General features: G+C 64.8%; 26 protein-coding genes, 1 tRNA gene and 1 pseudogene. 19 read left to right on the top strand and 9 right to left on the bottom strand.

What is annotated here, in order from left to right:
• Positions 1 to 5: 5 nt before the first annotated feature.
• A complete protein-coding gene (locus SAMIE_RS07040) occupies positions 6 to 206 on the bottom strand; it encodes a hypothetical protein (protein WP_066700917.1) in 201 nt (66 codons plus the stop codon).
• Positions 207 to 433: 227 nt separating this feature from the next.
• On the opposite strand from SAMIE_RS07040, the gene SAMIE_RS07035 reads away from it, so the two are divergent.
• Positions 434 to 508, top strand: a tRNA-Thr gene (locus SAMIE_RS07035).
• A 626-nt stretch (positions 509 to 1,134) separates the two neighbouring features.
• Complete coding sequence (locus SAMIE_RS07030) at positions 1,135 to 1,437, top strand: glycine zipper 2TM domain-containing protein (protein WP_066700916.1); 303 nt, start codon at positions 1,135 to 1,137, stop codon at positions 1,435 to 1,437.
• 66 nt (positions 1,438 to 1,503) lie between these two features.
• On the opposite strand, the gene SAMIE_RS07025 is transcribed toward SAMIE_RS07030, so the two are convergent.
• On the bottom strand, positions 1,504 to 1,779 hold the full coding sequence (locus SAMIE_RS07025; RefSeq protein WP_066700915.1) for a hypothetical protein: 276 nt from the start codon (positions 1,777 to 1,779) through the stop codon (positions 1,504 to 1,506).
• A 150-nt stretch (positions 1,780 to 1,929) separates the two neighbouring features.
• On the bottom strand, positions 1,930 to 2,337 hold the full coding sequence (locus SAMIE_RS07020) for an EVE domain-containing protein (protein WP_066700914.1): 408 nt from the start codon (positions 2,335 to 2,337) through the stop codon (positions 1,930 to 1,932).
• Between the two features lie 104 nt (positions 2,338 to 2,441).
• Here SAMIE_RS07020 and SAMIE_RS07015 point away from each other — a divergent pair, with 104 nt between their 5' ends.
• Positions 2,442 to 3,389, top strand: coding sequence for an isopenicillin N synthase family dioxygenase (locus SAMIE_RS07015; RefSeq protein ID WP_066700937.1), 948 nt, complete (start codon positions 2,442 to 2,444; stop codon positions 3,387 to 3,389).
• Between the two features lie 3 nt (positions 3,390 to 3,392).
• Here the strand turns inward: SAMIE_RS07015 and SAMIE_RS07010 are convergent, their stop codons facing one another.
• Complete coding sequence (locus tag SAMIE_RS07010) at positions 3,393 to 3,776, bottom strand: dihydroneopterin aldolase (protein ID WP_066700913.1); 384 nt, start codon at positions 3,774 to 3,776, stop codon at positions 3,393 to 3,395.
• Positions 3,777 to 3,885: 109 nt separating this feature from the next.
• Here SAMIE_RS07010 and SAMIE_RS07005 point away from each other — a divergent pair, with 109 nt between their 5' ends.
• Genes SAMIE_RS07005 through SAMIE_RS06990 form a run of 4 tightly spaced genes read left to right on the top strand, consistent with a single transcriptional unit; the run spans position 3,886 to position 6,823 of the window.
• Complete coding sequence (locus tag SAMIE_RS07005; protein WP_174522227.1) at positions 3,886 to 4,422, top strand: GNAT family N-acetyltransferase; 537 nt, start codon at positions 3,886 to 3,888, stop codon at positions 4,420 to 4,422.
• Positions 4,423 to 4,465: 43 nt separating this feature from the next.
• Positions 4,466 to 5,032 carry a DUF1285 domain-containing protein gene (locus SAMIE_RS07000; protein WP_066700912.1) on the top strand — a complete coding sequence of 189 codons (567 nt, stop codon included), beginning with the start codon at positions 4,466 to 4,468 and terminating at the stop codon, positions 5,030 to 5,032.
• Positions 5,029 to 5,634 (top strand): CoA pyrophosphatase, encoded by a 606-nt coding sequence (locus tag SAMIE_RS06995; protein ID WP_066700911.1) that lies wholly within the window; start codon positions 5,029 to 5,031, stop codon positions 5,632 to 5,634. The genes SAMIE_RS07000 and SAMIE_RS06995 overlap by 4 nt, the downstream gene beginning before the upstream one ends.
• Positions 5,615 to 6,823: a CCA tRNA nucleotidyltransferase gene (locus tag SAMIE_RS06990; protein WP_066700910.1), complete on the top strand. Its 1,209-nt coding sequence runs from the start codon at positions 5,615 to 5,617 to the stop codon at positions 6,821 to 6,823. Before SAMIE_RS06995 ends, SAMIE_RS06990 begins: the two co-directional genes overlap by 20 nt.
• Here SAMIE_RS06990 and SAMIE_RS06985 read toward each other — a convergent pair.
• Entirely contained in the window at positions 6,787 to 8,538 is a 1,752-nt protein-coding gene (locus SAMIE_RS06985; RefSeq protein WP_066700909.1) for a putative bifunctional diguanylate cyclase/phosphodiesterase, read from the bottom strand. The genes SAMIE_RS06990 and SAMIE_RS06985 overlap by 37 nt on opposite strands.
• 59 nt (positions 8,539 to 8,597) lie before the next feature.
• Entirely contained in the window at positions 8,598 to 10,886 is a 2,289-nt protein-coding gene (gene parC, locus SAMIE_RS06980; RefSeq protein WP_066700908.1) for a DNA topoisomerase IV subunit A, read from the bottom strand.
• A gap of 130 nt (positions 10,887 to 11,016) precedes the next feature.
• Between parC and otsB the strand changes: the two genes are divergently transcribed.
• From otsB to SAMIE_RS23320, 4 genes are all read left to right on the top strand, one after another.
• Positions 11,017 to 11,784, top strand: a complete 768-nt coding sequence (gene otsB, locus SAMIE_RS06975; RefSeq protein WP_066700907.1) for a trehalose-phosphatase — start codon at positions 11,017 to 11,019, stop codon at positions 11,782 to 11,784.
• 113 nt (positions 11,785 to 11,897) lie between these two features.
• Positions 11,898 to 13,667, top strand: a complete 1,770-nt coding sequence (locus SAMIE_RS06970; protein ID WP_267886511.1) for a glycoside hydrolase family 15 protein — start codon at positions 11,898 to 11,900, stop codon at positions 13,665 to 13,667.
• Positions 13,664 to 15,067, top strand: coding sequence for an alpha,alpha-trehalose-phosphate synthase (UDP-forming) (gene otsA / locus SAMIE_RS06965; RefSeq protein ID WP_066700905.1), 1,404 nt, complete (start codon positions 13,664 to 13,666; stop codon positions 15,065 to 15,067). Before SAMIE_RS06970 ends, otsA begins: the two co-directional genes overlap by 4 nt.
• Before the next feature lie 31 nt (positions 15,068 to 15,098).
• The gene (locus tag SAMIE_RS23320; RefSeq protein WP_162849039.1) at positions 15,099 to 15,239 is read left to right on the top strand and encodes a hypothetical protein; all 141 of its coding nucleotides are present in this window, start codon (positions 15,099 to 15,101) and stop codon (positions 15,237 to 15,239) included.
• Here the strand turns inward: SAMIE_RS23320 and SAMIE_RS06960 are convergent.
• Positions 15,236 to 15,430 carry a hypothetical protein gene (locus SAMIE_RS06960; RefSeq protein WP_066700935.1) on the bottom strand — a complete coding sequence of 65 codons (195 nt, stop codon included), beginning with the start codon at positions 15,428 to 15,430 and terminating at the stop codon, positions 15,236 to 15,238. The two genes, SAMIE_RS23320 and SAMIE_RS06960, sit on opposite strands and share 4 nt — an antisense overlap.
• A gap of 167 nt (positions 15,431 to 15,597) precedes the next feature.
• Between SAMIE_RS06960 and rpiB the strand changes: the two genes are divergently transcribed.
• The 4 genes and pseudogenes from rpiB to SAMIE_RS06940 all read left to right on the top strand — a co-directional run.
• The gene (gene rpiB, locus SAMIE_RS06955) at positions 15,598 to 16,035 is read left to right on the top strand and encodes a ribose 5-phosphate isomerase B (RefSeq protein WP_066700904.1); all 438 of its coding nucleotides are present in this window, start codon (positions 15,598 to 15,600) and stop codon (positions 16,033 to 16,035) included.
• A 12-nt stretch (positions 16,036 to 16,047) separates the two neighbouring features.
• On the top strand, positions 16,048 to 17,349 hold the full coding sequence (glyA, locus tag SAMIE_RS06950; RefSeq protein WP_066700903.1) for a serine hydroxymethyltransferase: 1,302 nt from the start codon (positions 16,048 to 16,050) through the stop codon (positions 17,347 to 17,349).
• Positions 17,350 to 17,443: 94 nt separating this feature from the next.
• Complete coding sequence (gene nrdR, locus SAMIE_RS06945) at positions 17,444 to 17,905, top strand: transcriptional regulator NrdR (protein WP_066700902.1); 462 nt, start codon at positions 17,444 to 17,446, stop codon at positions 17,903 to 17,905.
• A 7-nt stretch (positions 17,906 to 17,912) separates the two neighbouring features.
• Positions 17,913 to 18,626, top strand: a pseudogene (locus tag SAMIE_RS06940) (RNA methyltransferase); the annotation flags it as partial.
• On the opposite strand, the gene SAMIE_RS06935 reads toward SAMIE_RS06940, so the two are convergent.
• Complete coding sequence (locus SAMIE_RS06935) at positions 18,623 to 18,919, bottom strand: chorismate mutase (protein ID WP_066700934.1); 297 nt, start codon at positions 18,917 to 18,919, stop codon at positions 18,623 to 18,625. The pseudogene SAMIE_RS06940 and the gene SAMIE_RS06935 overlap by 4 nt on opposite strands.
• A gap of 178 nt (positions 18,920 to 19,097) precedes the next feature.
• Here SAMIE_RS06935 and rpsD point away from each other — a divergent pair, with 178 nt between their 5' ends.
• The 4 genes from rpsD to aguB all read left to right on the top strand — a co-directional run bounded on the left by rpsD (position 19,098) and on the right by aguB (position 23,449).
• The gene (gene rpsD / locus SAMIE_RS06930; RefSeq protein ID WP_066700900.1) at positions 19,098 to 19,712 is read left to right on the top strand and encodes a 30S ribosomal protein S4; all 615 of its coding nucleotides are present in this window, start codon (positions 19,098 to 19,100) and stop codon (positions 19,710 to 19,712) included.
• 130 nt (positions 19,713 to 19,842) lie between these two features.
• Positions 19,843 to 21,516 carry a M28 family peptidase gene (locus tag SAMIE_RS06925; RefSeq protein ID WP_066700899.1) on the top strand — a complete coding sequence of 558 codons (1,674 nt, stop codon included), beginning with the start codon at positions 19,843 to 19,845 and terminating at the stop codon, positions 21,514 to 21,516.
• Positions 21,517 to 21,596: 80 nt separating this feature from the next.
• Positions 21,597 to 22,583, top strand: coding sequence for an agmatine deiminase family protein (locus SAMIE_RS06920; protein ID WP_066700898.1), 987 nt, complete (start codon positions 21,597 to 21,599; stop codon positions 22,581 to 22,583).
• A gap of 17 nt (positions 22,584 to 22,600) precedes the next feature.
• Positions 22,601 to 23,449 (top strand): N-carbamoylputrescine amidase, encoded by an 849-nt coding sequence (aguB, locus tag SAMIE_RS06915; RefSeq protein WP_066700897.1) that lies wholly within the window; start codon positions 22,601 to 22,603, stop codon positions 23,447 to 23,449.
• A 12-nt stretch (positions 23,450 to 23,461) separates the two neighbouring features.
• On the opposite strand, the gene SAMIE_RS06910 is transcribed toward aguB, so the two are convergent.
• Complete coding sequence (locus SAMIE_RS06910; protein WP_066700896.1) at positions 23,462 to 23,905, bottom strand: DUF983 domain-containing protein; 444 nt, start codon at positions 23,903 to 23,905, stop codon at positions 23,462 to 23,464.
• Positions 23,906 to 24,061 lie beyond the last annotated feature (156 nt).

Below are 24,061 nucleotides of genomic sequence, written 5' to 3'. Positions count from 1 at the left end.
ATTCGTCAGAGAATAGCCAGGTCGCAACTCAGGCAAAAACGGTTGTTGCAGTCATCGACCTCCGCGCCGCATATTTCGCATGGAGAATGGCGGATCGCTTCTGCTTCCACTCTGACGGCCTTGCGCACACGCGCTTTTACGGACAGCGTCGTTGCGATCCGCGACAGCAACGACGGCCTGCGCAGCGATTCGATTTTGGTTGCCATGTCCACCCCCTGAACAAGGCAGTTTGTAATGATTTAAATTAAACGGCTCAACCCGAAAATCTCACCAACTGTCCCGACATTGACCAAGATGGTGTCGCCGCGCGAAAGACTACGCCTGTGCTGTCATGGAGCTTCCATAAGCATCGTAAATCTGGGCACGCGAGTTGCTGTCCTGCCTTTTCGGCGTTGACCAAAAATCCACGCTTCTCTACGGACACCGTCGGTGCGCCGGCTTAGCACAGCGGTAGTGCAGCGGTTTTGTAAACCGAAGGTCGGGGGTTCGATCCCCTCAGCCGGCACCATGTTGAAGCACATCGCCGATCTCCTAACGCAAAATGGGGGCCGGCATTGCTGCCGGTCCCCACTTCCGTCGAGTCTTGCGATCCGCTTTCCTGACGGAATGCGATCATCGGCTCGGCGTATCCCTCGTCAGCGCCTCAGGGCGAGGCGATAACATGGGTTTGCTCGGGGCTTCGGGCCTTAAGCCTTCTTCCCTTTGCCGGTCTTTCGATCCTGCTGCCCGACGTTCACTTTCGCGCGTACCCGGCAACGATCCCGATCGACCCGTCTTAGGTCCACCCGTCTGAAAGACGGCCGTCCCATCCGACAATCAAGCGCAAGGAATTTCCTGATTTCTCAGTCTTTTCCGTAGGTTCGGATTGCTCCGTTCCCGTCTCGATAAAGCCATGCTGTCACTGCCCGCGAGTCGTTCAAAGCGGAAAAAGATGCGGTTGAGGCAGGCCGTGCGACAAAGCTGTGGATATATGTGGATAAGTCGGGACGCCGCACGCCGCGGCGCGGCATGCGGTCCGGGCGTCGCAAATTTCTGCCTTTTCTTTCATGATGTTGCGCTGTTGCCGCACGTTCATGCAACCTGCTTCAAGGTCGGCGGGTTCAACCGCACAACGACGCAGATGGAGGAGATATTATGCGTAAAGCCCTGATGGCCCTGGCCGCCGTTTCGCTGGCCGTTCCCGTTTCGATGGCTGTTCCCACCGACGGCGCTCAGGCCCGTAAGCATTATCGCTACAAAGAGTGGCGCGGCCGCGACGGTCGCACCTATTGCCGCAAGTCGGACGGCACAACCGGCTTGATCATCGGCGGCGTCGGCGGTGCGCTGGTCGGCCGAGCGATCGACACGCGCGGCGACCGGGCGACCGGCACGATTCTGGGCGCTGCGGGTGGCGCGCTGCTCGGCAAGTCCATCGACAGCAAGCGCCGCTGCCGCTGATCCGAAAAGTCATCAAAAAGGGGGCGGAACCATGTGGCTCCGCCCCCTTTTTCGCATTGAAAATTATCAGTTGGAAGCGGCTCCGCGCGCATCCTCGACATCGAAGGCAACCTGCTCGTTGCCCGACACGCCCGAAACCTTGCCATTCTTGACGGCGAGATTGAACGCCACGGCGTCGGGATAGCGGCGGCCGGAAATTACCTTGCCCGCCTTAGTGTCCTTCACCTTGTAGACATAGGTGTAGCCTTCGTGCGTGAAACGCTGCTTCGCGGCGTCTTCGGCATGGGCGGCGGTGGTGGCGGCAGCGACGGCAACGGTCGCGATCATGAACTTGGACAGCATTCGCATGGGTTTACTCCTTGTGAATGCCGATCAAACACCTCTGAATATTCTTGTTCTGTTGAGGGCCAACCTAGGTTGCATCCTGAAATGGACAATCGCAAAACGCGTCGCGCCAGTTGCACCGCGCGCAACCATGCCCTGTGACCAAGCCTAAGCCTTTGACAATTCCACGATATGATCGAACTGTGCCTTCGTCAGCGGAGACACCGAAAGGCGCGACTGGCGCAGCATCACCATGTCCGCCAGCGCGGAATCGGCCTTCATTGCCTTCAGTGTCACCGGCTTCGCGAGCTTTTCCTTCGGCGCGACATGGACGGCGATCCACTTGCCGGTTTCATCGGTGCTGTCCGGCGCGGCCTCCTCGACGATGGTCATGATCCCGACCGCCTCGACACCGATATTGCTGTGATAGAAGAGCGCGAGATCGCCCTTCCGCATGGCCCGCATATGGCCCTGCGCCGCATGGTTGCGCACGCCGTCCCATTCCGCCTTCCCCTTTTTCACGAGATCGTCGTAGGAAAAGACGTCGGGTTCGGATTTCATCAGCCAGTGGTTCATTTTGCCTCCTTGCATCACCGGTCCGCCGCGATCAAGGATGCGGATATACGCGGGCGTCCTCATCTGTGGCTGCGACGCCCGGTCACGAAATCTGGAGAATGAACGTGTCGCAAACGGTGCTGGAGCAGGTGCCCGTCCTGTCCATGGCGGACCTCGCCAAACCCGATTTCGCAGAGGCTTTCGGCCAGTCCTTCCAGCGGTTCGGCTTCGCCATGGTGAAGGATCATGGCATGGACATTGACCTGATCGGTGAAGGGTGGGCGCTGGCGCGGCGCTTCTTCGCGCTGCCGGAGGAGGTGAAGCGGCGCTACGACGCGAAGCTGAACGGCGGCCAGCGCGGCTATACCGCCTTCGGGACGGAGATCGCAAAGGGCGCGAGCGAGAACGACCTCAAGGAATTCTGGCATGTCGGCCGCGACCTGCCCGTCGGGGACAGGCTGGCGCTGACGATGCCGCCAAATGTCTGGCCGGACGAAATGCCCGAGTTCAGGCCGGTGTTCGCGCGGCTCTATGCCGAGTTCGACCGCGTCGGCGCGGAACTTCTGTCCGCCATCGCCCTCTATCTCGGCCTGCCGGAACGCTGGTTCGACGGGCCGGTCGAAAATGGCAATTCGATCCTGCGCCTGCTCCATTATCCCCCGGTATCGCCGGAAGCGCCGGGCATTCGCGCGGGCGCGCATGAGGACATCAACCTCATCACTCTGCTGCTGGGGGCGGAGGAAGGCGGGCTGGAGCTGAAGGATCGGGACGGGAACTGGCTGCCGGTGGTGCCGCCGCCCGGCGCGCTGGCGATCAACGTGGGCGACATGCTCCAGCGGCTGACCAACCATGTGCTGCCTTCGACCAGCCACCGGGTCGTCAATCCGCCGCCCGAGCGGCGCGGCCATTCGCGCTATTCGATGCCCTTCTTCCTGCATCTGCGTCCGGACTTCATGATCGACGCGCTGCCCCAGTGCGTCACCGCCGACAATCCGCGCCGCGATCCGCCGATCAGCGCGCACGACTATCTGACCGAGCGCCTCATCGAAATCGGCCTTATCAGGAAGGACTGATCGCTATTTCCGCCCGCGGCCGAGCGTGATGCCGATCTGCTCGCCGCGTTCGGACAGAGCGAGTTTCACGATTTTCACCTCGACATGGCTGACCTTGTCGTCCTGAAGGAAGATCGTGTCGATGATATGGTCGGCCACCGCCTCGATCAGGGTGAAGTGCACGCCTTCAGGCAATGCGGTGGAGGCCGCATGTTTCAGGTCCATATAGTTTTTCGACCGGCTGAGCGGGGTCGTCGGGTCGTAACGATCGGCGATTCGCAGCCGCGCGCGGATCGAGATGCGCAGCGGCTGGGGAAGATGCGTCTCCTCCGAATAGATGCCGGTCAGCACATCGACATGAAGATCGTTGACCTCCAGCGTCAGAAAATCGTCAAATCCAGTCTGCATAGCCTGCCATATGCGGCCCCTGTCCCGGTTTCAGGCGGGCCTCTTTAGTCTTTCATTTTGCGGAAGGGGCGCTAAAGCCCCCCGCTCCGGCGCTGCCCATGCGCCATCAATGGCGGAACGGCAAGTCGTGTCTCACCTGTTGCCCCTGGACAGTCAGCCCGCAGAGGCGATCGAGGCGCTGCTGGACAGCGCTTTCGGCGCGGACCGCCATGGCCGCACTGCCTATCGCATCCGGGATGGGATGCCGTGGCTTCCGGCGCTCTCCTTCGCGGTGGTGGAGGACGGGCGCGGGCTGATCGGGTCGCTGCAGAGCTGGCCGGTGGCGCTGACCGATGCGGCGGGCGGGCAGATGCCGCTCATCATGGTCGGCCCGGTCGCTGTCGAGCCCGCGCATCAGAAGGGCGGCCATGGCCGCGCGATGATGGATGCCGTGGTGGCCGCCGCCCGCCATATGGGCACCGAGCCGCTGATGATGATCGGCGATCCGGAATATTACGGTCGCTTCTGGGGCTTTTCGGCGGAGGCGACAGCAGGCTGGGATGCGCCCGGCCCGTTCGAGCGGCACCGGCTGCTGGCGCTGTCGGTCGATGGCCGCCCCGTCGGCGGGCAGGGAATGCTGACGCCCCGGATCGCGGTCGCCGCCTGATTCCCCCTTTGCGTTCGGGGCGGGACGCCCCTATCTCCGCCCCATGCCCATGGAGCCGCTGCCCGACCTGTCCACCCTGTCGCTGACCGACATCGCGCGTCTGGCGCAGGAGAAGAAACTGCCGCCCGTCGAGCAGTGGAACCCCGATCATTGCGGCGACAGCGAGATGCGGATCGCGCGCGACGGCACCTGGTATCATCAGGGATCGCCGATCGGGCGGGAAGCGATGGTGCGCCTCTTTTCGAGCATCCTGCGCCGCGAGCCGGACGGCCGCCATGTGCTCGTCACGCCCGTCGAGAAGCTCGACATCGAAGTGGAGGACGCACCCTTCGTGGCTGTCGAGGTCAAAAGCGAGGGCGAAGGGCGAGACCGCACGCTGGCCTTCCGCCTCAACAGCGGCGATTTCGTGACCGCCGGTCCCGACCATGCGCTTGTGCTGCGGGAGACGCCCGACAGCCCGCATCCCTATCTGCATGTGCGCGGCGGCATGGAGGCGCTGATCGCGCGCAGCGTCTATTATGAACTCATGAACCTCGCCCTCGATGAAGAGAGCGAGCGCGTGGGTCTTTGGAGCGGCGGAGCCTTCTTTCCGCTGGACGGAGCGGCATGAGGCTCGCGGAGCGGCTGCGCGCCGCGCTGGACGAAGGGAGCCGGTTGATCCTGCCGCCCGAGGAGTTGCGCGATCCGCGCATCACCGGCGACATCGTGCTGGCACCGGCGGCGGTGCTGGTCGCGATCACCGACCGGCCCGACCCCGGCCTCATCCTTACCGAGCGGTCCTCCTCGCTGCGCAAACATGCCGGACAGATCGCCTTTCCCGGCGGCCGGGTGGATGCGGAGGACGCGGACGAAATCGCGGGCGCGCTGCGGGAAGCGCGGGAGGAAATCGCCCTTCCCTCCGAAAGCGTGGAGATTGTCGGCACGTCCGACCGATACCCGACCTTTACCGGGTTCGACATCGTGCCCGTGCTGGGCGTCATCCCGCCCGACCTGCCGTTGCGCGCGCAGGAGGATGAAGTCGCCGACCTGTTCGAACTGCCGCTCGCCTACGCGCTCGATCCGGCCAACCGCATCCGGCGCGAGATAGAGTTCGGCGGATCGACGCGGCATTATTATGAAATCTTCTGGGAGGGACGCCGCATCTGGGGGATCACAGCCGCCATTCTCGCCAATCTGTCGCGGAGGCTGGGCCATGACCGACTTGCTGCCTGACGCGCCGTGGCGGCATCGCGCGGGGCTGGACGGCCTGCTTGCGGCGCTGGATGCAGCGGGAGGCAGGGCGCGCTTTGTCGGTGGGGCGGTGCGCGATACCCTGCTCGGCCTGCCGGTGAACGATCTCGACATCGCCACGACGCTGGACCCGCACGCGGTGGTGGATCGCCTGAAAGACGCGGGGATCAAGGCCGTCCCGACCGGGATCGAGCATGGCACGGTGACGGCGATCCTGCCGGACGGCCCGGTCGAGATCACGACCCTGCGCCGCGATGTGAGCACCGACGGGCGGCGCGCCACCATCGCCTATACCGACGACTGGCGGGAGGATGCAGCGCGGCGCGACTTCACCATCAACGCGCTCTATGCCGATCCGTCGAGTGGCGCGATCAGCGACTTTTTCGGCGGGGTCGACGATCTGAAGGCCCGCCGCCTGCGCTTCATCGGCGATGCCGCCGCGCGCATCGCGGAAGATCATCTGCGTATCCTGCGCTATTTCCGTTTCCTTGCGCGATATGGCGGGGACGAACTGGATGCGGCTGCCTACGAGGCGTGCAGGGCGGCGGCGAACAGCCTGATGGCGCTCTCAAGGGAGCGGATTGCCGACGAACTGCTGAAGCTGCTGTCTGGCGCTGCGCCGGTCCATGCGCTGAAACTGATGGTCGAGGGCGGCATACTGACTCCGGTCCTGCCCGAGGTTACGGCAGACGGCGTGACGCGGCTGGACCGGCTCATCGCGCGGGAGAAGGAAGCGGGCGCGGAAGGTTCCGCCATTCGCAGGCTCGCGGCGCTGCTGCCCGCCGACCCCGCCGTGGCGGATCAGGTCGGCGCCAGGCTCAAACTGTCGAACAAGGCGCGCAAGCGGCTCGCCACGGCCAGCGAGCATGATACGGCCGAGCCTGCCCGCGTGCTGGCCTACCGGATCGGCGTGGAAGGCGCGACGGACCGCATCCTGCTCGACCCGGCGCGCGTTGCGGCGGATGTTGGCGAGCTTCGGGGGTGGACGCCGCCGCAACTGCCCATCGGCGGCGGAGCGCTGATCGCGCGCGGCCTTACGCCCGGCCCGGATGTGGCCAGAGCGTTGCAGGAGGTCGAGCGGGCATGGGTGGCGGAAGGCTTCCCCGATGCAGACCGGGTGGACGCCATCGCGGATCAGATCGTTTCGAAATTCCAGCGGGCGCGCCAATAGTCATAGGCTTCCGCCTCGGTCATGGCCTTGGCGAAATAATAGCCCTGCCCCTGCCAGCATCCCATCTGTTGCAGGGCGTGCGCCAGTTGCTGCGTCTCGATACCTTCGGCTGTCACCTTGAGGTTCAGCGATTCGGCGAGCGACAAGATGGTGCGGACGATCACCTGCTTGTCATGATCCTCCAGCATGGAGGTGACGAAGCTGCGGTCGATCTTCAATATGTCGATGGGCAGGCTGTGCAGGCTGGCGAGATTTGAATATCCGGTGCCGAAATCGTCCATCGCGATCGGCATCTGCAAGTCCTTGAGGGCCACGAGCAGCTTCCGCGCCTTGTCGGGGTCCGCGACGATGGCGCTTTCGGTGATTTCCGCGGTCAGGCGATGGCCCGCAACCCCGGAATAGCGCAGCGCTTCCTCGAACATCGAGGCCACATCGTCGCGCGCCATCTGGATCGGCGACAGGTTGACGTTGACGCCGACCGAAAGCGGCTGTCCGAACTTGGCGTCCCAGCGCGACAGCGCCTGCGCCGCCTCATAGGCGGCCCAGCGGCCGAGCGGCGTGATGAGGCCGCTTTCCTCCGCCACAGCGATAAATTCGGCGGGCGAGACGAAGCCCAGTTCCTCATCTTCCCAGCGGGCGAGCGCTTCGAAGCCGGTGATCTCGCCCGTGGGCAGATGGATGAGCGGCTGATAGGCGAGCGTCAGCCCGCCCCGCGCAAGCGCATCGCGCAGCCGGCTCTCGATGGAAAAGCGCCGCTGCGCTTCCTTGAGCACACCGTTGCGATAGATTTCGACCTTGCCCGTGCGCTTGGCGATCTTCACCGCTGCCTGCGCCTTGCGAACGACATCGTCGGGATCGTCATCCTGATTGATCGACAGCGCGCATCCGATGGCGCAGTCCACCCGGATCTGAAGATCGCTGAGGCGAATGGGCATGCTCATCGATTCGCGGATGCGCTGGACGATGTGCAGCGCGTCGGACAGGCCGTTGTTGAGCCGCGCGAAGATGGCGAAATCATTGCCCCCGATCCGGGCCAGCACATCGCCCTGCCGCAGGCTGGACTTCAGGCGCTTGGCCACGGTGATGAGCAGTTCGTCGCCCGCCATCGGGCCGAGCGATTCGTTCACCCGGCTGAACCGGCTGAGGTCGATGGCGATGATGCCGAACTGCGCGCTGTCGGGCCAGGCCGAATTGGCGATCCGGTCGTCGATCTCCTCGCCGAAGCCCGTGCGGTTGGGCAGTGCGGTCAGGCCGTCCGACAGAAGTTCGCGGCGGAGATTCTTCTCGATCGTCCGTTCGGTCGTCCGGTCTATGGCGGTGAAGAGATATTGCGCCTTCATCCCCTGCCTGTCGGGCAGGCGGCCGATGGTGCAGAGGAAATATTCCGGCCCCAGCTTGCCTTCGCGCCGCATCTCGAAACTGTCGGAGGCACGGCCCGACTGCACGAAAGCGATCACGCGGTCGCGCCATTCGGTCGCGGGCTTGTTGGTCTGACGCCGGTCGGCGGGTTCGCCAAATGCGGTCCGGAAGGGCAGGTTACCGTTGATCGAGGCGATGCCGCTGTCGTCGCAGGTCAGAATGGCGGCGGCCTGCGGCAGCGCAGCCAGCCAGTCCGTGAAGGGCATGCGCTGGGCCGGATGCGTCTCTCCCTCCCCAAGCAGAGGCGTATCGTCGGTCGTGTCGACCGTCCAATTGCGGACCGAGACGGAATCCATGCACCCGCTCTACCGCCAAGAAGTAAATTTTCGGGAAACGCTATGCGCTTCTGATTTCGTCAGAATTTATTGTCGCGGGGGAAGCCTGTCGGGGGCATGCGCCCCGCCGCGCCGCGTGCGACTTTCCACGGCAGCATGTCGCTTTCCGTGCGGGTCCGCCCCGTATCGCCGCCCATGGCCCAGCTCAGCCCGTCGCTCAGACGGAACGCCACCGCGTCGGACAGGCCGCCGTCCCGGTAGCGCTGCATCTGCACCCCCTGCCCGCGCGCCATGCGCGGCATTTCGGTGAGCGAGAAGACGAGCAGCTTGCGATTCTCGCCGATGACAGCGACGCTGTCCGCTTCCGCCGGAACCGGCCGGATCACCGCGAGCTTTGCGCCGGTGCGGACGTTGACAACCTGCTTGCCCTTGCGGGTTTCGGCCATGAGGTCGCCTGCCGCCGCGATGAAGCCGCGTCCGTCCGAGGAGGCGAGCAGCAGCTCGCCGCCGGTCCGGGCTGGCAGCAGCGCGACGATGGCGCCTTCATTGTCCATGTCGACCAGCGACCGCACGGGGTCGCCGAAGCCGCGCCCGCCCGGCAGCTTGTCCGACGCCAGCGTGTAGACCCGTCCGCTCGATGTCGCCATCAGCAGCTTGTCCGTCGTGTAGGCGTGGAAGGCGAACTGAGGCCCGTCGCCTTCCTTGAACTTCAGCGTATCGGCGGCGGACAGGTCGCGATGGCCGCTCATCGCCCTGATCCAGCCGCGTTCGGACAGGATGACAGTGATCGGCTCGCGCTCGATCATCGCCTCCAGCGGAATTTCGCGGGCGGGCGCGGCTTCCTCCACCAGGGTGCGGCGGCGGCCCATGTCGGTTTCCGGGCCGTAGCGCTTGCGGAGAGCGGCGAGATCCTTTTTCAGCCGGGTCCGCTGCCGCGCCGGGCTTTCGACCAGCTTCTCCAGCTCGTCCTTTTCCCTGAGCAGTTCAGTATGTTCGCGCCGCAGCTCCATTTCCTCCAGCTTGCGCAGGGAGCGCAGCCGCATGTTGAGGATCGCTTCGGCCTGCCGGTCGGTCAGGGAGAATTCGGCCATCATCACCTGTTTCGGTTCATCCTCTGTGCGGATGATCTCGATCACGCGGTCGAGGTTCAGATAGGCGATGATATAGCCGTCGAGCAGTTCGAGCCGATCGGCGATCTTGGCGAGGCGATGCTGCGCGCGCCGCACCAGAACGTCGATCTGATGCCTGAGCCATTCGATCAGCAGCGGCTTCAGCCCCAGCACGCGCGGCGTGTGTGTGGCGTCGAGTACGTTGAGATTGAGGGGGAACCGGGTTTCAAGATCGGTCAGGCGGAACAGGCTGTCCATCAGCACCTGTTCGTCCACGGTGCGCGCGCGCGGCTCTATGACGATGCGGATTTGGGTGTCGCTCTCATCGCGCACGTCCGCCAGGATCGGCAGTTTCCGGTCGTTGATGAGCGCGGCGATCTGTTCGATCAGCTTGGATTTCTGGACCTGATAGGGAATTTCCGTGATGACCGCGACCCATGTGCCGCGCCCGCCATCCTCCTTGTGCCAGCGCGCGCGCGTGCGGAATGCGCCGCGGCCGGTGGTATAGGCTTCCGAGATGATCGCGGCGCTGTCCACCAGCACGCCGCCGGTGGGGAAGTCCGGGCCGCGCACCACCTGCATCAGCGCGGCATGATCGGTATCGGGGTCTTCGATCAGCAGGTTGGCGGCGTCGATCAGTTCGGCAACATTGTGCGGCGGGATGCTGGTCGCCATGCCGACCGCGATGCCGGTGGCGCCATTGGCGAGCAGATTCGGGAAGAGGCCGGGAAACACCTCCGGCTCCTCATCCTCGCCATTATAGGTCGGGCGGAAATCGACCGTTCCTTCGTCCAGCCCCGCCATCAGGTCGGCCGCCGCCTGCGTCAGCCGCGCTTCGGTATAGCGCATGGCCGCCGCGTTATCGCCGTCGATATTGCCGAAATTGCCCTGCCCGTCGACCAGCGGCGTGCGCAGCGAAAAATCCTGCGCCAGACGCACCATGGCGTCATAGACGGAAGCGTCGCCATGGGGGTGATATTTGCCGATCACGTCGCCCACCACGCGCGCGCATTTCTTGTAGGCGGTGGTGTTGCGCGCGGGATTGGCGACCAGCACGTCAGGGTTCGCACCGCCCGGCTCCATCCGCAGCAGACGCATCGCCCAGAGCAGGCGGCGATGCACCGGCTTCAGCCCGTCGCGCAGGTCCGGCAGGGATCGGGCCGTGATCGTCGAGAGCGCATAGACGAGATAACGCTGCGACAGCGCTTCGTCGAAAGGATGATCCCTGATAGCGTCGAACGGGTCGCGAAAGTCACTCATCGCGTATCGGATAGCAAAGGCGGGACGAAACGGAAACGGTTTCGATTTTTGCGCGGCTCACCCGCGTGGAAATTGCGCGTCGGGCCAGAACAGGACTTGCCAAATCGCGGAGGAACGCCACCTTGCCCGCGTGACTCCGCCTCTGCCGTCTTCCAAAATCGCCCTCCCCCCTCCTCCGCCGTCGCTGCTGGCGGGAGCGGCGCTGTTCCTCGACTTCGACGGGACGCTGGTGCCCATCGTCGATAATCCCGACGATGTCGCGGCGGATGCCGATCTGCTGCGGGTGCTGCATGCGCTGCGCGCGGGGCTGGACGGTCGCCTGGCCATCGTCAGCGGACGGTCGGTCGCCACGTTGCGCGCCATGGGTCTGGGCGACTTCATCCTCGCCGGAACGCATGGGCTTGAATTTGCGGAGCCGGGCGCAGCGGTCGAAGCGCCGCACCGGCTGGCCGCCATCGACAGCATCGAAGCGGCCTTCAACGCCTTCGCCGCCAGACGGCCCGGCATGTTGGTGGAACGCAAGTCGATCAGCGTGGGGCTGCATTATCGCGGCGCGCCCCGGTTTGCCGACGACGCCGAAGCGCTGGCGATGGCGCTTGCCGCCGAAAATGGCCTGATGGTCCAGCGGGGCAAGATGCTGTTCGAAGTCCGGCCGGGCGGCGCGGACAAGGGCAGCGCGGTGCGCCGCCTGATGCAGCGCGCGCCCTTCGCCGGGGTCGCTCCGGTCTTCTTCGGCGACGATGTGACCGATGAGGAAGGCTTCGACGCTGCTGCCGAGCTGGGCGGCCATGGCGTGCTGGTCGGTCCGGCGCGCGAGACGGCGGCGCGCTTTTCCTTGGAACAGGTTGATGCCGTCAGGCATTATCTAGGTGAGGAGGCTGCCCGGCTGGTCCGATAGGCGGCCTATCCGCTTGGATAACGCACCATGGGGGCAAACCGATCAGCAATCGTTCCGACACTTCGCCCGCTGGGCCGCTGGCCGACGCCGCCCGCACCCTCGACCTCTGGCCGATCGGCAACTGCCAGGCCTCCGCGCTTATCGACCGGGCCGGGCGGATGGTCTGGGCCTGCGTCCCCCGTGTGGACGGCGATCCGGTCTTTTCCGCGCTGCTCGACGACAAGGACTGGGACGATGGCCAGTCCCGTGGCTTCTGGGCCATCGAGCTGGAAAACTGCGTCGCGGTCGAGCAGCATTATATCCGCAACACCCCGATCCTCGTCACGCGCCAGTCCGACGCACAGGGCAATGCAATAGACATCGTCGATTTCTGCCCCCGCCACCGGCATAAGGGGCGCATGTACCGGCCGGTCGCGTTCATCCGCATCGTCCGCCCGGTGTCCGGTTCTCCGCGTATTCGCGTGAAGCTGCGCCCCTCGACAAGCTGGAATGCGGACCATGTGCCGATCAGCTATGGCTCCAACCATATCCGCATGGTGCTGTCCTACATGGCGATGCGCGTGTCGACCAACGCGCCCATCGGCCTCATCAGTCAGGAAAGCTGGTTCCGGCTGGAGCAGGACATGCATTTCTTCATGGGGCCGGACGAGGGCTTCTCCGACGCGCTGCGCCCGGCGATCGAGCGGATGTTCGACGACACGGTGAACGAATGGCAGCTCTGGGTGCGCGGTCTCGCCATTCCGGCGGAGTGGCAGGAGGCGGTGATCCGTTCCGCCATCACCCTGAAACTCTGCCAGCATGAGGAGACCGGCGCCATCGTCGCGGCGCTCACCACCTCCATCCCCGAACATGCCGACAGCGGGCGTAACTGGGACTATCGCTACTGCTGGGTGCGCGACGCCTATTATACGGTGGAGGCGCTTAACCGGCTCGGCGCGCTCGATGTGCTGGAAACCTATCTCGTCTATCTGCGCAATATCGTCGATGGCGCGAAGGGCGGGCATATCCAGCCGCTTTACGACGTGCGCGGCAATGCGACGCTGACGGAGTGGGAGGCGGAAAGCCTGCCCGGCTATCGCGGCATGGGACCGGTTCGCGTCGGGAATGCCGCCTACAGCCAGATCCAGCACGATGCCTATGGCCAGATCGTGCTGTCGTCGGTTCAGGGCTTCATCGACCGCCGTCTGCTCCGCATGGCGGGCCATGCCGACTTCGAATCGCTGGAGGCGGTCGGCGAACGGGCGTGGCAGGTCTATGACCAGCCCGACGCTGGCCTGTGGGAACTGCGCACCCGCGCGCATGTGCACAGCTACAGCGCGGTGATGTGCTGGGCGGCGTGCGACCGGCTGGCCCATGCCGCCGCCGCGCTCGGCCTCGACCTGCGGGCGGCCCACTGGCAGAACCGCGCCGACACGATGAAGGCGCGCATCCTCGACATGGCGTGGCGGGAGGACAGCCGCGCGATTTCCGCCAATTTCGAGGATGACGCGCGCGACGCATCGCTGCTCCAGTTGCTCGACCTGCGCTTTCTTGCCGCCGACGATCCGATGTTCGTCGGGACGCTCGCTGCGCTGGAGGCGGACCTGCGGCGCGGCAACGACATGCTCCGCTACAGCACGCCCGACGATTTCGGCGAGCCTGTGACGGCGTTCAACGTCTGCACATTCTGGCTGATCGAGGCGCTCCACCGCACCGGGCGCACGGAGGAAGCGCGCGCCCTGTTCGAAGAGATGCTGTCCCGCCGCACCGCCGCCGGGCTTCTGTCCGAAGATATCGACCCCCAGAGCGGCGAGCTTTGGGGCAATTATCCGCAAACCTATTCCCTCGTCGGCATCATCAACTGCGCCGTCCTGCTGAGCAAGCCGTGGAGCGTAATGCGATGAGCCGCCTGATCGTGATATCCAACCGGGTGAGCAGGCCCAACAGCACCGGCAATCAGGGCGGACTTGCGGTCGCGCTGGCGCAGGCGTTGCGGGAAAGCCGGGGCATGTGGTTCGGCTGGTCGGGGGAAACCACCGACAGCTTCACCGGACACATCGCCTTTTCGGAGGATCAGGGCGTCAAGACGGCGACCATCGACCTCGAAGAACAGGATGTGGACGAATATTATAACGGCTATGCGAACAAGACGCTCTGGCCGCTTTTCCACTTCCGCATCGACCTTGCCGAATATGCCCGCGATTTCGAAGGCGGATATAACCGCGTCAACAAACGCTTCGCCGAAACCGCCAGCCCGTTGATCGAACCGGACGACATCATCTGGATTCACGATTATCACCTGATCCCGCTTGGCCAGATGCTCCGCGACCGGGGTCTGAAGAACCGGATGGGCTTCTTTCTCCACATCCCATGGCCTCCCACGCGTCTGCTCGTCTCGCTGCCCCATCACAGCAGGCTTGTCAGCACGCTGTTTGCCTATGACGTGGTGGGATTTCACACCGAAGAGTGGCTCGAATCCTTCCGCCATTATGTCGAGCGGGAAATGGGCGGCACGGTGGACGGCGATTATGTGACGGTCGGCGACCGCACGATTCAGGCCGTCGCCTGCCCCATCGGCATCAATGCGCAGGACTTCAAGGATGCCGCCGCCAGCGAGACCGCCCGGTCGATGTTCGACAAGGTCCGCGCCTCGCTTCAGGACCGCCCGCTGATCGTCGGGGTCGACCGGCTCGATTACAGCAAGGGGCTGGAGGAGCGTTTCGGCGGTTATGCGCGCTTCCTCAAGGACCATCCCGAACATCATCGCAGGATCGTGCTGACGCAGATCGCGCCGCCCTCGCGCGGGGACGTGGAAAGCTATCAGCAGATCCGTGCGACGCTCGATTCGCTGGCGGGGCGGATCAACGGCGAATATAGCGACGTGGACTGGACGCCGATCCGTTACGTCAATCAGGGCTATCCGCGCGACGAGCTGGCGGGCATTTACCGCGCGGCGCGGATCGGGCTGGTCACGCCGCTGCGCGACGGAATGAACCTCGTCGCCAAGGAATATGTCGCGGCGCAGGATGCCGATGATCCCGGCGTCCTCATCCTGTCGCGCTTCGCAGGGGCAGCGATGCAGCTTCGCGACGCGCTGCTCATCAATCCCTACAGCCCGGAGGAGATGTCCGATGCGATCCTGCGCGCGCTGGCCATGCCGCTCGATGAGCGCAGGCGGCGCTGGCGCGCGATGATGGACAGCGTGGAACAGCAGGACATCGGCTGGTGGCGCGAAGCCTTTACGAGCCGCCTCGCCGCTTCCGGTCCGGCGGCCGCGGCGGAAGTCGAAACAACCGCCGGTTGAACCTGCCCTCCGCTGCCGCTAGGCGATGGGGATGCAGCATGATGCCGAAGCCGAAGACGAACAGGGTGGCCTCTGGTCCGCGATCCGCGCCCGGTCGGGCGTGATCCTCGGCGCCGTAGGGCTTGTCGCCTGGCTTGCCCTCATCTGGTTCATGTTCGGCGACGTGCTTTAAGGGCGTTCCTCCAGCACCGGCAGGTCGCGCCCCGGCACGGCGCTGATCGCGACATTGCCGAACATGACAAGGCCCGCCACGATCATCAGCACGCCGCGCTTGCGGTCCTTGCGCCTGACGATGGCGTAGACGCCGCCGCCCGTCAGGATGACGCCCGCCAGCATCAATATGGACAGGATGATGTCGCTCATGATGGCCGCCCCTATGCGCGATTGCAGCGGGAAGGCCAAGGGGCCAGGCGCAGTCTTCGGCGCGGCAAGCGCTGCTTTACGCATCCCGCGCAAGACATCGTGGCCAAAAGCGCGCCGCGACACTAGATAGGCGCCGAGCACCCCGAATCACCTGTCGCGAGGTATCCATGCGCATCGCCATTGCTTCCGACCATGCCGCCGTCGACCTGAAGGCCGAACTCGCGGCGTGGCTGCGCGGCGAGGGGCATGAGGTCGACGATCTGGGACCGGAAACCGCCGACCGCGTCGATTATCCCGATTATGGTTACAAGCTGGCGACAGCGGTCGCTTCGGGCGCGGCGGAGCGGGGCATCGCTCTGTGCGGATCGGGCATCGGCATTTCCATCGCGGTTAATCGCAATCCCGCCTGCCGCTGCGCCCTGGTCGGCGAACCGCTTTCCGCCGCGCTCTCGCGCGAGCATAATGACGCGAACGTGATCGCCATGGGCGCGCGCCTGACCGGCATCGACATGGCGAAAGCCTGCGTCACTACTTTCCTGACCACCGATTTCGGCGGCGGCCGCCACGGCCCGCGCGTCGACAAGCTCTCTCATCCCGCGCTCTGAAAGGACATTTCGATGAGCACCGACACTCTCTCGCCCGCCATCCGTCAGGACGGCTTCTTCAGCGAAAATCTCGCCAGCGCGGACCCGGAAATCTTCGACGCGATCGGCAAGGAACTCAAGCGCCAGCAGGACAAGATCGAACTGATCGCGTCCGAAAACATCGCTTCCAAGGCAGTGCTGGAAGCGGCAGGCTCCATATTCACCAACAAATATGCCGAAGGTTATCCGGGCAAGCGCTATTATGGCGGCTGCGAATATGCCGATGTGGTCGAAACGCTGGCCATCGAGCGCGCCAAGACCCTGTTCGGCGCCAACTTCGCCAACGTCCAGCCCAATAGCGGCAGCCAGATGAATCAGGCGGTGTTCCTGGCGCTGCTCCAGCCCGGCGACACCTTCATGGGCCTCGACCTCTCGTCGGGCGGACACCTGACGCACGGGTCGCCGGTCAATATGAGCGGCAAGTGGTTCAACCCGGTCGCCTATGGTGTGCGTGAGGACGACCACCTGATCGACATGGACGAAGTCGCCCGCATCGCGCGGGAGAGCAGGCCCAAGCTCATCATCTGCGGCGGCACCGCCTATTCGCGCGTATGGGATTTCCAGCGCTTCCGCGAAATCGCGGACGAGGTGGGCGCCTACCTGCTCGCCGATATGTCGCATTTCTCCGGCCTCGTCGCGGGCGGTGCGCACCCCTCGCCGGTGCCGCACGCGCATGTCACAACGACCACCACGCACAAGTCGCTGCGCGGCCCCCGCTCGGGCATCATCCTGTCCAACGACGAAGCGATCGCCAAGAAGCTCAACAGCGCGATCTTCCCCGGCCTTCAGGGCGGACCGTTGATGCACATCATCGCGGCGAAGGCCGTCGCCTTCAAGGAAGCGCTGGCGCCCGAGTTCAAGGCCTATGCCCATCAGATCGTCGCCAACGCGCGCGCGCTGGCGGCGACCCTGGCGGATGCCGGTCTTTCCATCGTGTCGGGCGGCACGGACAATCACCTGATGCTGGTTGACCTGCGGCCCAAGAGCACGACCGGCAAGGCGGCGGAAAAGGCGCTCGACCGCGCCTATATCACCTGCAACAAGAATAATGTGCCGTTCGACACGGCCAGCCCCTTCGTCACCTCGGGCGTTCGCCTCGGCACGCCTGCGGGCACGACGCGCGGTTTCGGCGAGGAGGAGTTCCGCGAGATCGGCCGCCTGATCGCCGAAGTGGTGGAAGGGCTCAAGCGCAACGGCGACGAAGGCGACGGCCAGGTCGAAGCGCATGTGCGCGAGAAGGTGCTGGCGCTGACCGCGCGCTTCCCGATCTACTGAGGTCGAAGAGAGCCGTTCGTTTCGAGCTTGTCGAGAAACGGGTCTCACGCCAGGGTTTCCCGACGTCGCTCGAAACGAACGGAGAATGACGTAAATGCGCTGCCCCTTCTGTTCCCACGAAGACAGCCAGGTCAAGGACAGCCGGCCGACGGAGGATGGCGCCGCCATCCGCCGCCGCCGCCAGTGCGAAGCGTGCGGCGCGCGCTTCACCACGTTCGAGCGCATCCAGCTTCGCGACATCTGGGTGGTGAAGAGCGAGGGACGGAAGGAAGCGTTCGACCGCGACAAGCTCGCCCGCTCCATCGGCATCGCCTGCCGCAAGCGTCCCATCGACCCCAGCCGCCTCGAAAAGCTGATCTCCGGCATCCAGCGCCAGCTCGAAACCAGCGGCGAAAGCGAAGTCCCCGCCCGCTCCATAGGCGAAATGGTGATGGAGGGGCTGAAACGCCTCGACAGCGTCGCCTACATCCGCTTCGCCAGCGTCTACAAGGACTTCACCGACGCCAAGGATTTCGAGGAGTTCGCGGGGACCGTGCAGGAGGTCGCGCGTGAGTGAGGGGACGGCGCCCTACCCCGTCATTGTGCTCGTCCGCCCGCAACTGGGCGAGAATATCGGCAAGGCGGCGCGGGCGATGCTGAATTTCGGGCTGACGGAGATGCGGCTGGTGTCGCCGCGCGACGGCTGGCCCAATCCCGATGCAGGCCCGGCGGCTGCGGGCGCGGACATCGTGCTCGACGGCGCGCAGGTCTTCGATACGCTGGCCGATGCGGTGGCGGACTGCGCGCATGTCTATGCAACCACGGTGCGCAAGCGGGGCGTCACCAAGCCGGTGGTGACGCCGGAGGAGGCCGCGCGCGAAGTTCACACTGTTCAGGGCCGCAGCGCCTATGTCTTCGGGCCGGAGCGGTCGGGCCTTGAAACCGAGGATGTCGCGCTCGCCCGCAAGATCCTGACGGTGCCGATCAATCCCGATTTCGGTTCGCTCAACCTCGCGCAGGCGGTGATCCTGTGCGCCTATGAATGGTCGAAGCAGGCGAGCCTCGTCCAGCCAACCGTCACCGACCTTGGCGAACCTGCGCCACAGGAAGAGTTGGAAGGCATGATCGTCCAGTTCGAGGCGCTGTTGGAGAGCACGGGCTATTTCTTCCCGCCCGACCGCGCGCCCGCGACCAGGCGGACGCTGCGCAACCTGCTGACCAAGCCGGGCTGGAACCATCTGGAAGTGCGCACGCTGCGCGGCGTGCTGTCGTCGCTCGGCCACCCGCGCGAGCGTTAGCTGCGGGTGCGGTCGAACTCGTCCATTTCATAGGCGATGGACAGTTCGACCAGATGATCCCACAGGTCCGCGATCATCTCGCCCGGCAGGCCCGCGGCTTCCGCTTCGGCGCGGGCGTTCGCGATCACTTCCGCCTTGCGCGCTTCGTCGCGCACCGCACCGCGATCGCTCTTGATCCGCGCGGCGGCGCGCATATGGGCGAAGCGCTGGGCCAGCAGGGCGACGATCTGGCGGTCGAGATTGTCGACGCCTGCGCGCACCTGCGCCATGGTGGAGTAGCTGTCGGGGTTCATGCGGGCGTTGCTAGGCCGCTCGCCCGCCGCTGTCGAGGGGTTGACAGCGCCGCCCGCCCTCTTCATAGGCGCGCCTTCGCAATTGGCTCCGCACTCCGGTGAAGCGGCGGCCCTGCCCCTGAAATACGGGATACAGGCGAGACCGGAACCAACGTTAGAAGCAATTGAGGAAAATTTTATGTCGAAGCGCTCCAGCGCCAAGTACAAGCTCGACCGCCGGATGGGCGAAAACATCTGGGGTCGTCCGAAAAGCCCGGTGAACAAGCGTGAATATGGCCCCGGCCAGCACGGCCAGCGCCGCAAGGGCAAGATGTCCGACTATGGCATCCAGCTTCGCGCCAAGCAGAAGCTGAAGGGCTATTACGGCGACATCACCGAAAAGCAGTTCAAGAAGAACTATGTCGAGGCCGCCCGCATGAAGGGCGACACCGGCCAGAACCTCATCGGCCTGCTGGAGCGTCGTCTGGACGCGGTCGTCTACCGCGCCAAGTTCGCGCCTACCATCTGGTCGGCCCGTCAGATCGTCAGCCACGGCCACATCTATGTGAACGGCGTGAAGTGCAACATTGCCTCGCGCCTCGTGAAGCCGGGCGACGAAATCACGCTGGGCAAGAAGGCGCAGGAAATGGCGCTGGTTCTCGAAGCGCAGAGCCTGCCCGAGCGCGACATCCCCGACTATGTGTCGCCGGACGGCACCGCGAAGGTCACCTATGTCCGCGTGCCGACGCTGGACGAAGTGCCCTACCCGGTGAAGATGGAACCGAACCTCGTCGTCGAATTCTATTCGCGCTAAGTCTTCGGACCCACGAGATAAAAAAGGGCGGCCCCGGAAGGGAGCCGCCCTTTTTGTTGCGCGCAACAATCTTGCTTGCGGTTCCGGCCAGTGGCATCACCTGCCCATTCGTAAAACAGAGGTGCCACCCATGCGCAGTTCCATCGCGGCGATTGCCGCCATCCTCGCCCTTTCCCCGATTTTCGCCGCTCAGGCCGCTCCGGCCAGAAGCGCGGCCGCAAGGAACGCCGTCGCGCCGTCCATCGACACCATGAAGCGGCTGGTGAAGGAATTGTCGTCCGACGCCTATGAAGGTCGCGCGCCCGGCACGCCGGGCGAGGAAAAGACGCTGGCCCTCCTCGCGGCGGAGTTCCGCAAGCTCGGCCTCAAGCCGGGCAACAAGGGGAGCTGGTTTCAGGACGTGCCGCTGGTCGAGATCACGGCGAAGAACGTGTCGCCTCTGACCTTCACCGGCGGAAAGGGCGCGGTGAGCGCCGTCTATGGCCCCGAAATGGTGATCGGCACATACCGCACCACCCAGCCCCGCGTCGAGGTGAAGGACAGCCCTGTCGTCTTCGTCGGCTACGGGATCAACGCGCCGGAAAAGGGCTGGAACGACTATGCCGGGCTGGACGTGAAGGGGAAGACGGTCATCATCCTCGTCAATGATCCCGACTATGAGACAAAGGGTCTGACCGGCCCGTTCAACGGCCGGGCGATGACCTATTATGGCCGCTGGACCTACAAATATGAGGAAGCCGCGCGACAAGGCGCCGCGGCCGCGATCATCGTCCATGACACGGTTCCCGCCGCCTATGGCTGGAACGTGGTGCAATCGAGCTGGACCGGCGCACAGCAGGTCGCCGACAGCGCTGACGGCAACGCCGGTCAGTCCGCCGCGATCGGATGGGTGCAGAAGGACAAGGCCGCCGCCCTCTTCGCCAGCGCAGGTCTCAATCTCGACGAGCAGATGGCGGCAGCCAAGCGCAAGGGCTTCAGGGCTGTGCCGCTGACCGGCGTGAAGGCGAACGTCTCGTTCGACAATGCGCTGCGCAAGCATAAGAGCAAGAATGTCGTGGCCCTGCTGCCCGGCAAGGCGCGCCCGAACGAATATGTGCTCTACAGTGCGCACTGGGACCATCTGGGCCATTGCGAGGCTGCGCCCGACGGTGACGACATCTGCAACGGCGCGGTGGACAACGCCACCGGCACCGCCGCGCTGGTCGCTCTGGCGCAGGCCAATGTGAAGGCCGGGCCGACCGACCGCAGTCAGGTGTTTCTGGCCGTCACGGGCGAGGAATCGGGGCTGCTGGGTTCCGCTTATTATGGCGAACATCCGGTCTTCCCGTTCCGTCAGACGGTGGGCGGCGTCAACATGGATGCGCTCAGCGTTGCGGGGCTGGCGAAGAATGTCGTCGTCATCGGCAAGGGCAAGTCGCAGCTCGACGCCTATCTCAACCGCGCGCTGAAAGCGCAGGGCCGCGTGGCGAGCGACGAGCCGACGCCGGAAAAGGGCTTCTACTACCGCTCCGACCATTTCAGCTTCGCCAAGCACGGCCTGCCGATGCTCTATTTCGAAGGCGGCGAGGATCTGGTGAAGGGCGGCACGGCGGCGGGCATGGCCGCGGCGGAAGATTATACCAAAAAACGCTATCACGGGCCGAAGGACGAATATGATCCCAACTGGGACTGGAATGGCGTGCTCGCCGACCTGAAACTCTATTATGCGGTCGGCCGCGATCTCGCGACCACGAAAGACTGGCCCAACTGGATGCCGGGTGACGAATTTCGCGCGATCCGCGACAAGGATCGCGCAGGCAAATAAGCGGCGAAAGACGCTCCCCTTTGCGGCGGACGGCTGCTAGGGGGAGCGGCACCCTGCTTCCTCGTGTAAAGGCCGTTCCGATGACATTCCGCATGCCCGCCGAATGGGCGCCGCACGACTGGACCTGGATCGGCTTTCCCACCAATGCGGACGAATGGCCGGGCGCGTTCGACGCCGCCCGCCAGCAGATCGCCGCCTTCGCCAATGCGCTCCACGCCGGGGGCAAGGGCGAGGAGGTGCGGCTGGTCGTGGACAATGAAGCGGACGCCGCGGCGGCGCGGGCGATGGTCGATGAAGCTGTCCACATCGTTGTCGCACATCTGGGCGACGTCTGGCTGCGCGACACCGCGCCCATCGCCGTGCTGAACGGCGTGGGAGGGCGGGCCTTGGTCGATTTCGGCTTTAACGGCTGGGGCGGCAAATACCGGATGCCGGGCGACGAGGACATTGGGGCGAGGCTTGCCGCAGGCACCGGCTTTCCCACGCAGACCCAGCATTGGGTGTTCGAAGGCGGGGCGGTCGATACCGATGGCACGGGCCTGTTCGTGACGACCGAACAATGCCTGCTCAATCCCAATCGCAACCCGGATCTGGATCGTGGCAAGATCGAGACGCTGCTTGCCGGGTCGCTTGGCCTGTCGGACATGCTGTGGCTGGGCGACGGACTGCTCAATGACCATACGGACGGCCATGTCGACAACCTCGCCCGCTTCGTCGCGCCGGGGAAACTGGCGCTGCCCGTCGCGACCGCCGACGACGATCCCAACGCCGCCATCTACGCCGACGCCCGCGCCCGCGCGAAGGCGCACGGGATCGAGGTGGTGGACATGCCCTCCCCCGGCCTCGTCATGGTGGATGGCGACCCGATCCCGGCCAGCTACATGAATTTCTACGTCGGCAATGCGGCCGTCGTCGTCCCCGTCTATGGCCGGCCCAACGACCAGGCGGCGCTCGACGCCTTGCGTCCCTTCTTCCCTGGGCGGGATATTGTCGGGCTGCGCAGCGACGCCATATTGTCGGGCGGCGGCAGCTTCCACTGCTGCAGCCAGCAGATGCCCTCCCTCTGACATTGCCGGAATCGAGAATGACCAAGGTTACAGTCGCCGCCCTCCAGCTCGCCTTTTCGGACGATATGGGCGACAATATCGCCATGGTGGCGGGGCATGTGCGCAAGGCGGCGATACGCGGTGCGAAGATCATCCTGCCGCCCGAACTGTTCGAAGGGCCGTATTTCTGCCGGGTGGAGGACGAGGCGCTCTTCGCCACCGCCCAGCCGACCGACAGCCATCCTGCAGTGCAGGAAATGCGCAAGCTGGCGAAGGAACTGGGCGTTTACATCCCGACCAGCTTTTTCGAGCGGGACGGGCATCATTATTATAATTCGCTCGCCATGATCGACGATGAGGGCGAAGTGATGGGCGTCTATCGCAAGAGCCATATTCCGGACGGGCCGGGTTATGAGGAGAAATATTATTTCCGCCCCGGCAATACGGGGTTCAGGGTGTGGAGCACCCGCTACGGCACCATCGGCGTCGGCATCTGCTGGGACCAGTGGTATCCTGAAAGCGCGCGTGTCATGGCGCTGATGGGCGCGGAAATGCTCCTTTACCCGACCGCCATCGGCTCCGAACCCTATGACGCGGACCTCGACACCAGCCGCATGTGGCGGCGCGCGATGATTGGCCATGCGGTCAGCAACTGCATGCCCGTGATCGCCGCCAACCGCATCGGGGAGGAAGACGGCCAGAAATTCTACGGCCACAGCTTCATCAGCGACGAATGGGGCGATTTCCTCGCGGAAGCGGACGCGAAGGATAATGGCGCGCTGGTTGCGACGCTGGATCTGGCGAAGGCGAAGACGCATCGCGCGGGCATGGGCTTTTTCCGTGATCGCCGCCCGGAGCTTTACGCCCGCATCGCGCAGGATATCTGAGCGGCAGGGCGGCTAGTCGGGCCGTCCGTCCCCATGGAGTTGCTTCCAGAGAGCGCTCGTCCCGGCTTCCTGCGCGCGCGTGGTGAACTGCGCGGCGACCAGCCACCCCTTGATCGGGCGCAGCGGCAGGATGGTGGTGAGGAGCAGCACCGGTACGCCGACGACGATATGCACCCAGAGCGGCGGGCGCGCCAATATCTCCAGCATCAGGATGAAGATGACGCCCGGCACGCAGGCGAAAAGCTGGACGAACACGGCCGGACCGTCCGCCGGATCGGCGAAGCTGTAGTCGAGGCCGCACACCTCGCAATGGTCGCGCACGGCCAGGAAGCCGCGGAAGATATGCCCCTCTCCGCAGCGCGGGCAGCGCCCGAGAACGCCGGTTTCATGCGGCGGGCGCTTCTTCCAGCGCCTGCCCGCGCCATCGGTCCACCATGTTTCGCCCTGATCGGTCATGTTCGCTCCTGTGCCGCCCCCATGTCGTGTGGAGGAGCGGAAATGCAATTGCGCCTTTTGTCCTACACCGCACGCGCCCTGACCTGCATGACCAAGGCTGGCCTTTCGCGCGGCGAAGCGCTATCGGCGCGGCATCCGGTCATTTTCGTTCGTATA

Origin of the sequence: Sphingobium amiense, from assembly GCF_003967075.1 — a bacterium.
Taxonomy (GTDB): domain Bacteria; phylum Pseudomonadota; class Alphaproteobacteria; order Sphingomonadales; family Sphingomonadaceae; genus Sphingobium; species Sphingobium amiense.
Note: the sequence above shows the minus strand (reverse complement) of the source record. Positions and strands in the feature narration are given on the sequence as shown.

Bases quoted from the DNA above. Each gene is read 5' to 3' on its own strand.
- SAMIE_RS06935 (WP_066700934.1), bottom strand. From the start codon at position 18,919: ATGAACCCCGACAGCTACTCCACCATGGCGCAGGTGCGCGCAGGCGTC.
- SAMIE_RS07020 (WP_066700914.1), bottom strand. From the start codon at position 2,337: ATGAACCACTGGCTGATGAAATCCGAACCCGACGTCTTTTCCTACGAC.
- SAMIE_RS07005 (WP_174522227.1), top strand. From the start codon at position 3,886: ATGGCGGAACGGCAAGTCGTGTCTCACCTGTTGCCCCTGGACAGTCAG.
- SAMIE_RS06960 (WP_066700935.1), bottom strand. From the start codon at position 15,430: ATGAGCGACATCATCCTGTCCATATTGATGCTGGCGGGCGTCATCCTG.
- nrdR (WP_066700902.1), top strand. From the start codon at position 17,444: ATGCGCTGCCCCTTCTGTTCCCACGAAGACAGCCAGGTCAAGGACAGC.
- otsA (WP_066700905.1), top strand. From the start codon at position 13,664: ATGAGCCGCCTGATCGTGATATCCAACCGGGTGAGCAGGCCCAACAGC.
- SAMIE_RS06920 (WP_066700898.1), top strand. From the start codon at position 21,597: ATGACATTCCGCATGCCCGCCGAATGGGCGCCGCACGACTGGACCTGG.
- SAMIE_RS07000 (WP_066700912.1), top strand. From the start codon at position 4,466: ATGCCCATGGAGCCGCTGCCCGACCTGTCCACCCTGTCGCTGACCGAC.
- SAMIE_RS07040 (WP_066700917.1), bottom strand. From the start codon at position 206: ATGGCAACCAAAATCGAATCGCTGCGCAGGCCGTCGTTGCTGTCGCGG.
- SAMIE_RS07010 (WP_066700913.1), bottom strand. From the start codon at position 3,776: ATGCAGACTGGATTTGACGATTTTCTGACGCTGGAGGTCAACGATCTT.
- SAMIE_RS23320 (WP_162849039.1), top strand. From the start codon at position 15,099: ATGCAGCATGATGCCGAAGCCGAAGACGAACAGGGTGGCCTCTGGTCC.
- rpiB (WP_066700904.1), top strand. From the start codon at position 15,598: ATGCGCATCGCCATTGCTTCCGACCATGCCGCCGTCGACCTGAAGGCC.
- glyA (WP_066700903.1), top strand. From the start codon at position 16,048: ATGAGCACCGACACTCTCTCGCCCGCCATCCGTCAGGACGGCTTCTTC.
- SAMIE_RS06995 (WP_066700911.1), top strand. From the start codon at position 5,029: ATGAGGCTCGCGGAGCGGCTGCGCGCCGCGCTGGACGAAGGGAGCCGG.
- SAMIE_RS06990 (WP_066700910.1), top strand. From the start codon at position 5,615: ATGACCGACTTGCTGCCTGACGCGCCGTGGCGGCATCGCGCGGGGCTG.
- SAMIE_RS06985 (WP_066700909.1), bottom strand. From the start codon at position 8,538: ATGGATTCCGTCTCGGTCCGCAATTGGACGGTCGACACGACCGACGAT.
- SAMIE_RS07030 (WP_066700916.1), top strand. From the start codon at position 1,135: ATGCGTAAAGCCCTGATGGCCCTGGCCGCCGTTTCGCTGGCCGTTCCC.
- SAMIE_RS07025 (WP_066700915.1), bottom strand. From the start codon at position 1,779: ATGCTGTCCAAGTTCATGATCGCGACCGTTGCCGTCGCTGCCGCCACC.
- aguB (WP_066700897.1), top strand. From the start codon at position 22,601: ATGACCAAGGTTACAGTCGCCGCCCTCCAGCTCGCCTTTTCGGACGAT.
- SAMIE_RS06910 (WP_066700896.1), bottom strand. From the start codon at position 23,905: ATGACCGATCAGGGCGAAACATGGTGGACCGATGGCGCGGGCAGGCGC.
- parC (WP_066700908.1), bottom strand. From the start codon at position 10,886: ATGAGTGACTTTCGCGACCCGTTCGACGCTATCAGGGATCATCCTTTC.
- SAMIE_RS06925 (WP_066700899.1), top strand. From the start codon at position 19,843: ATGCGCAGTTCCATCGCGGCGATTGCCGCCATCCTCGCCCTTTCCCCG.
- rpsD (WP_066700900.1), top strand. From the start codon at position 19,098: ATGTCGAAGCGCTCCAGCGCCAAGTACAAGCTCGACCGCCGGATGGGC.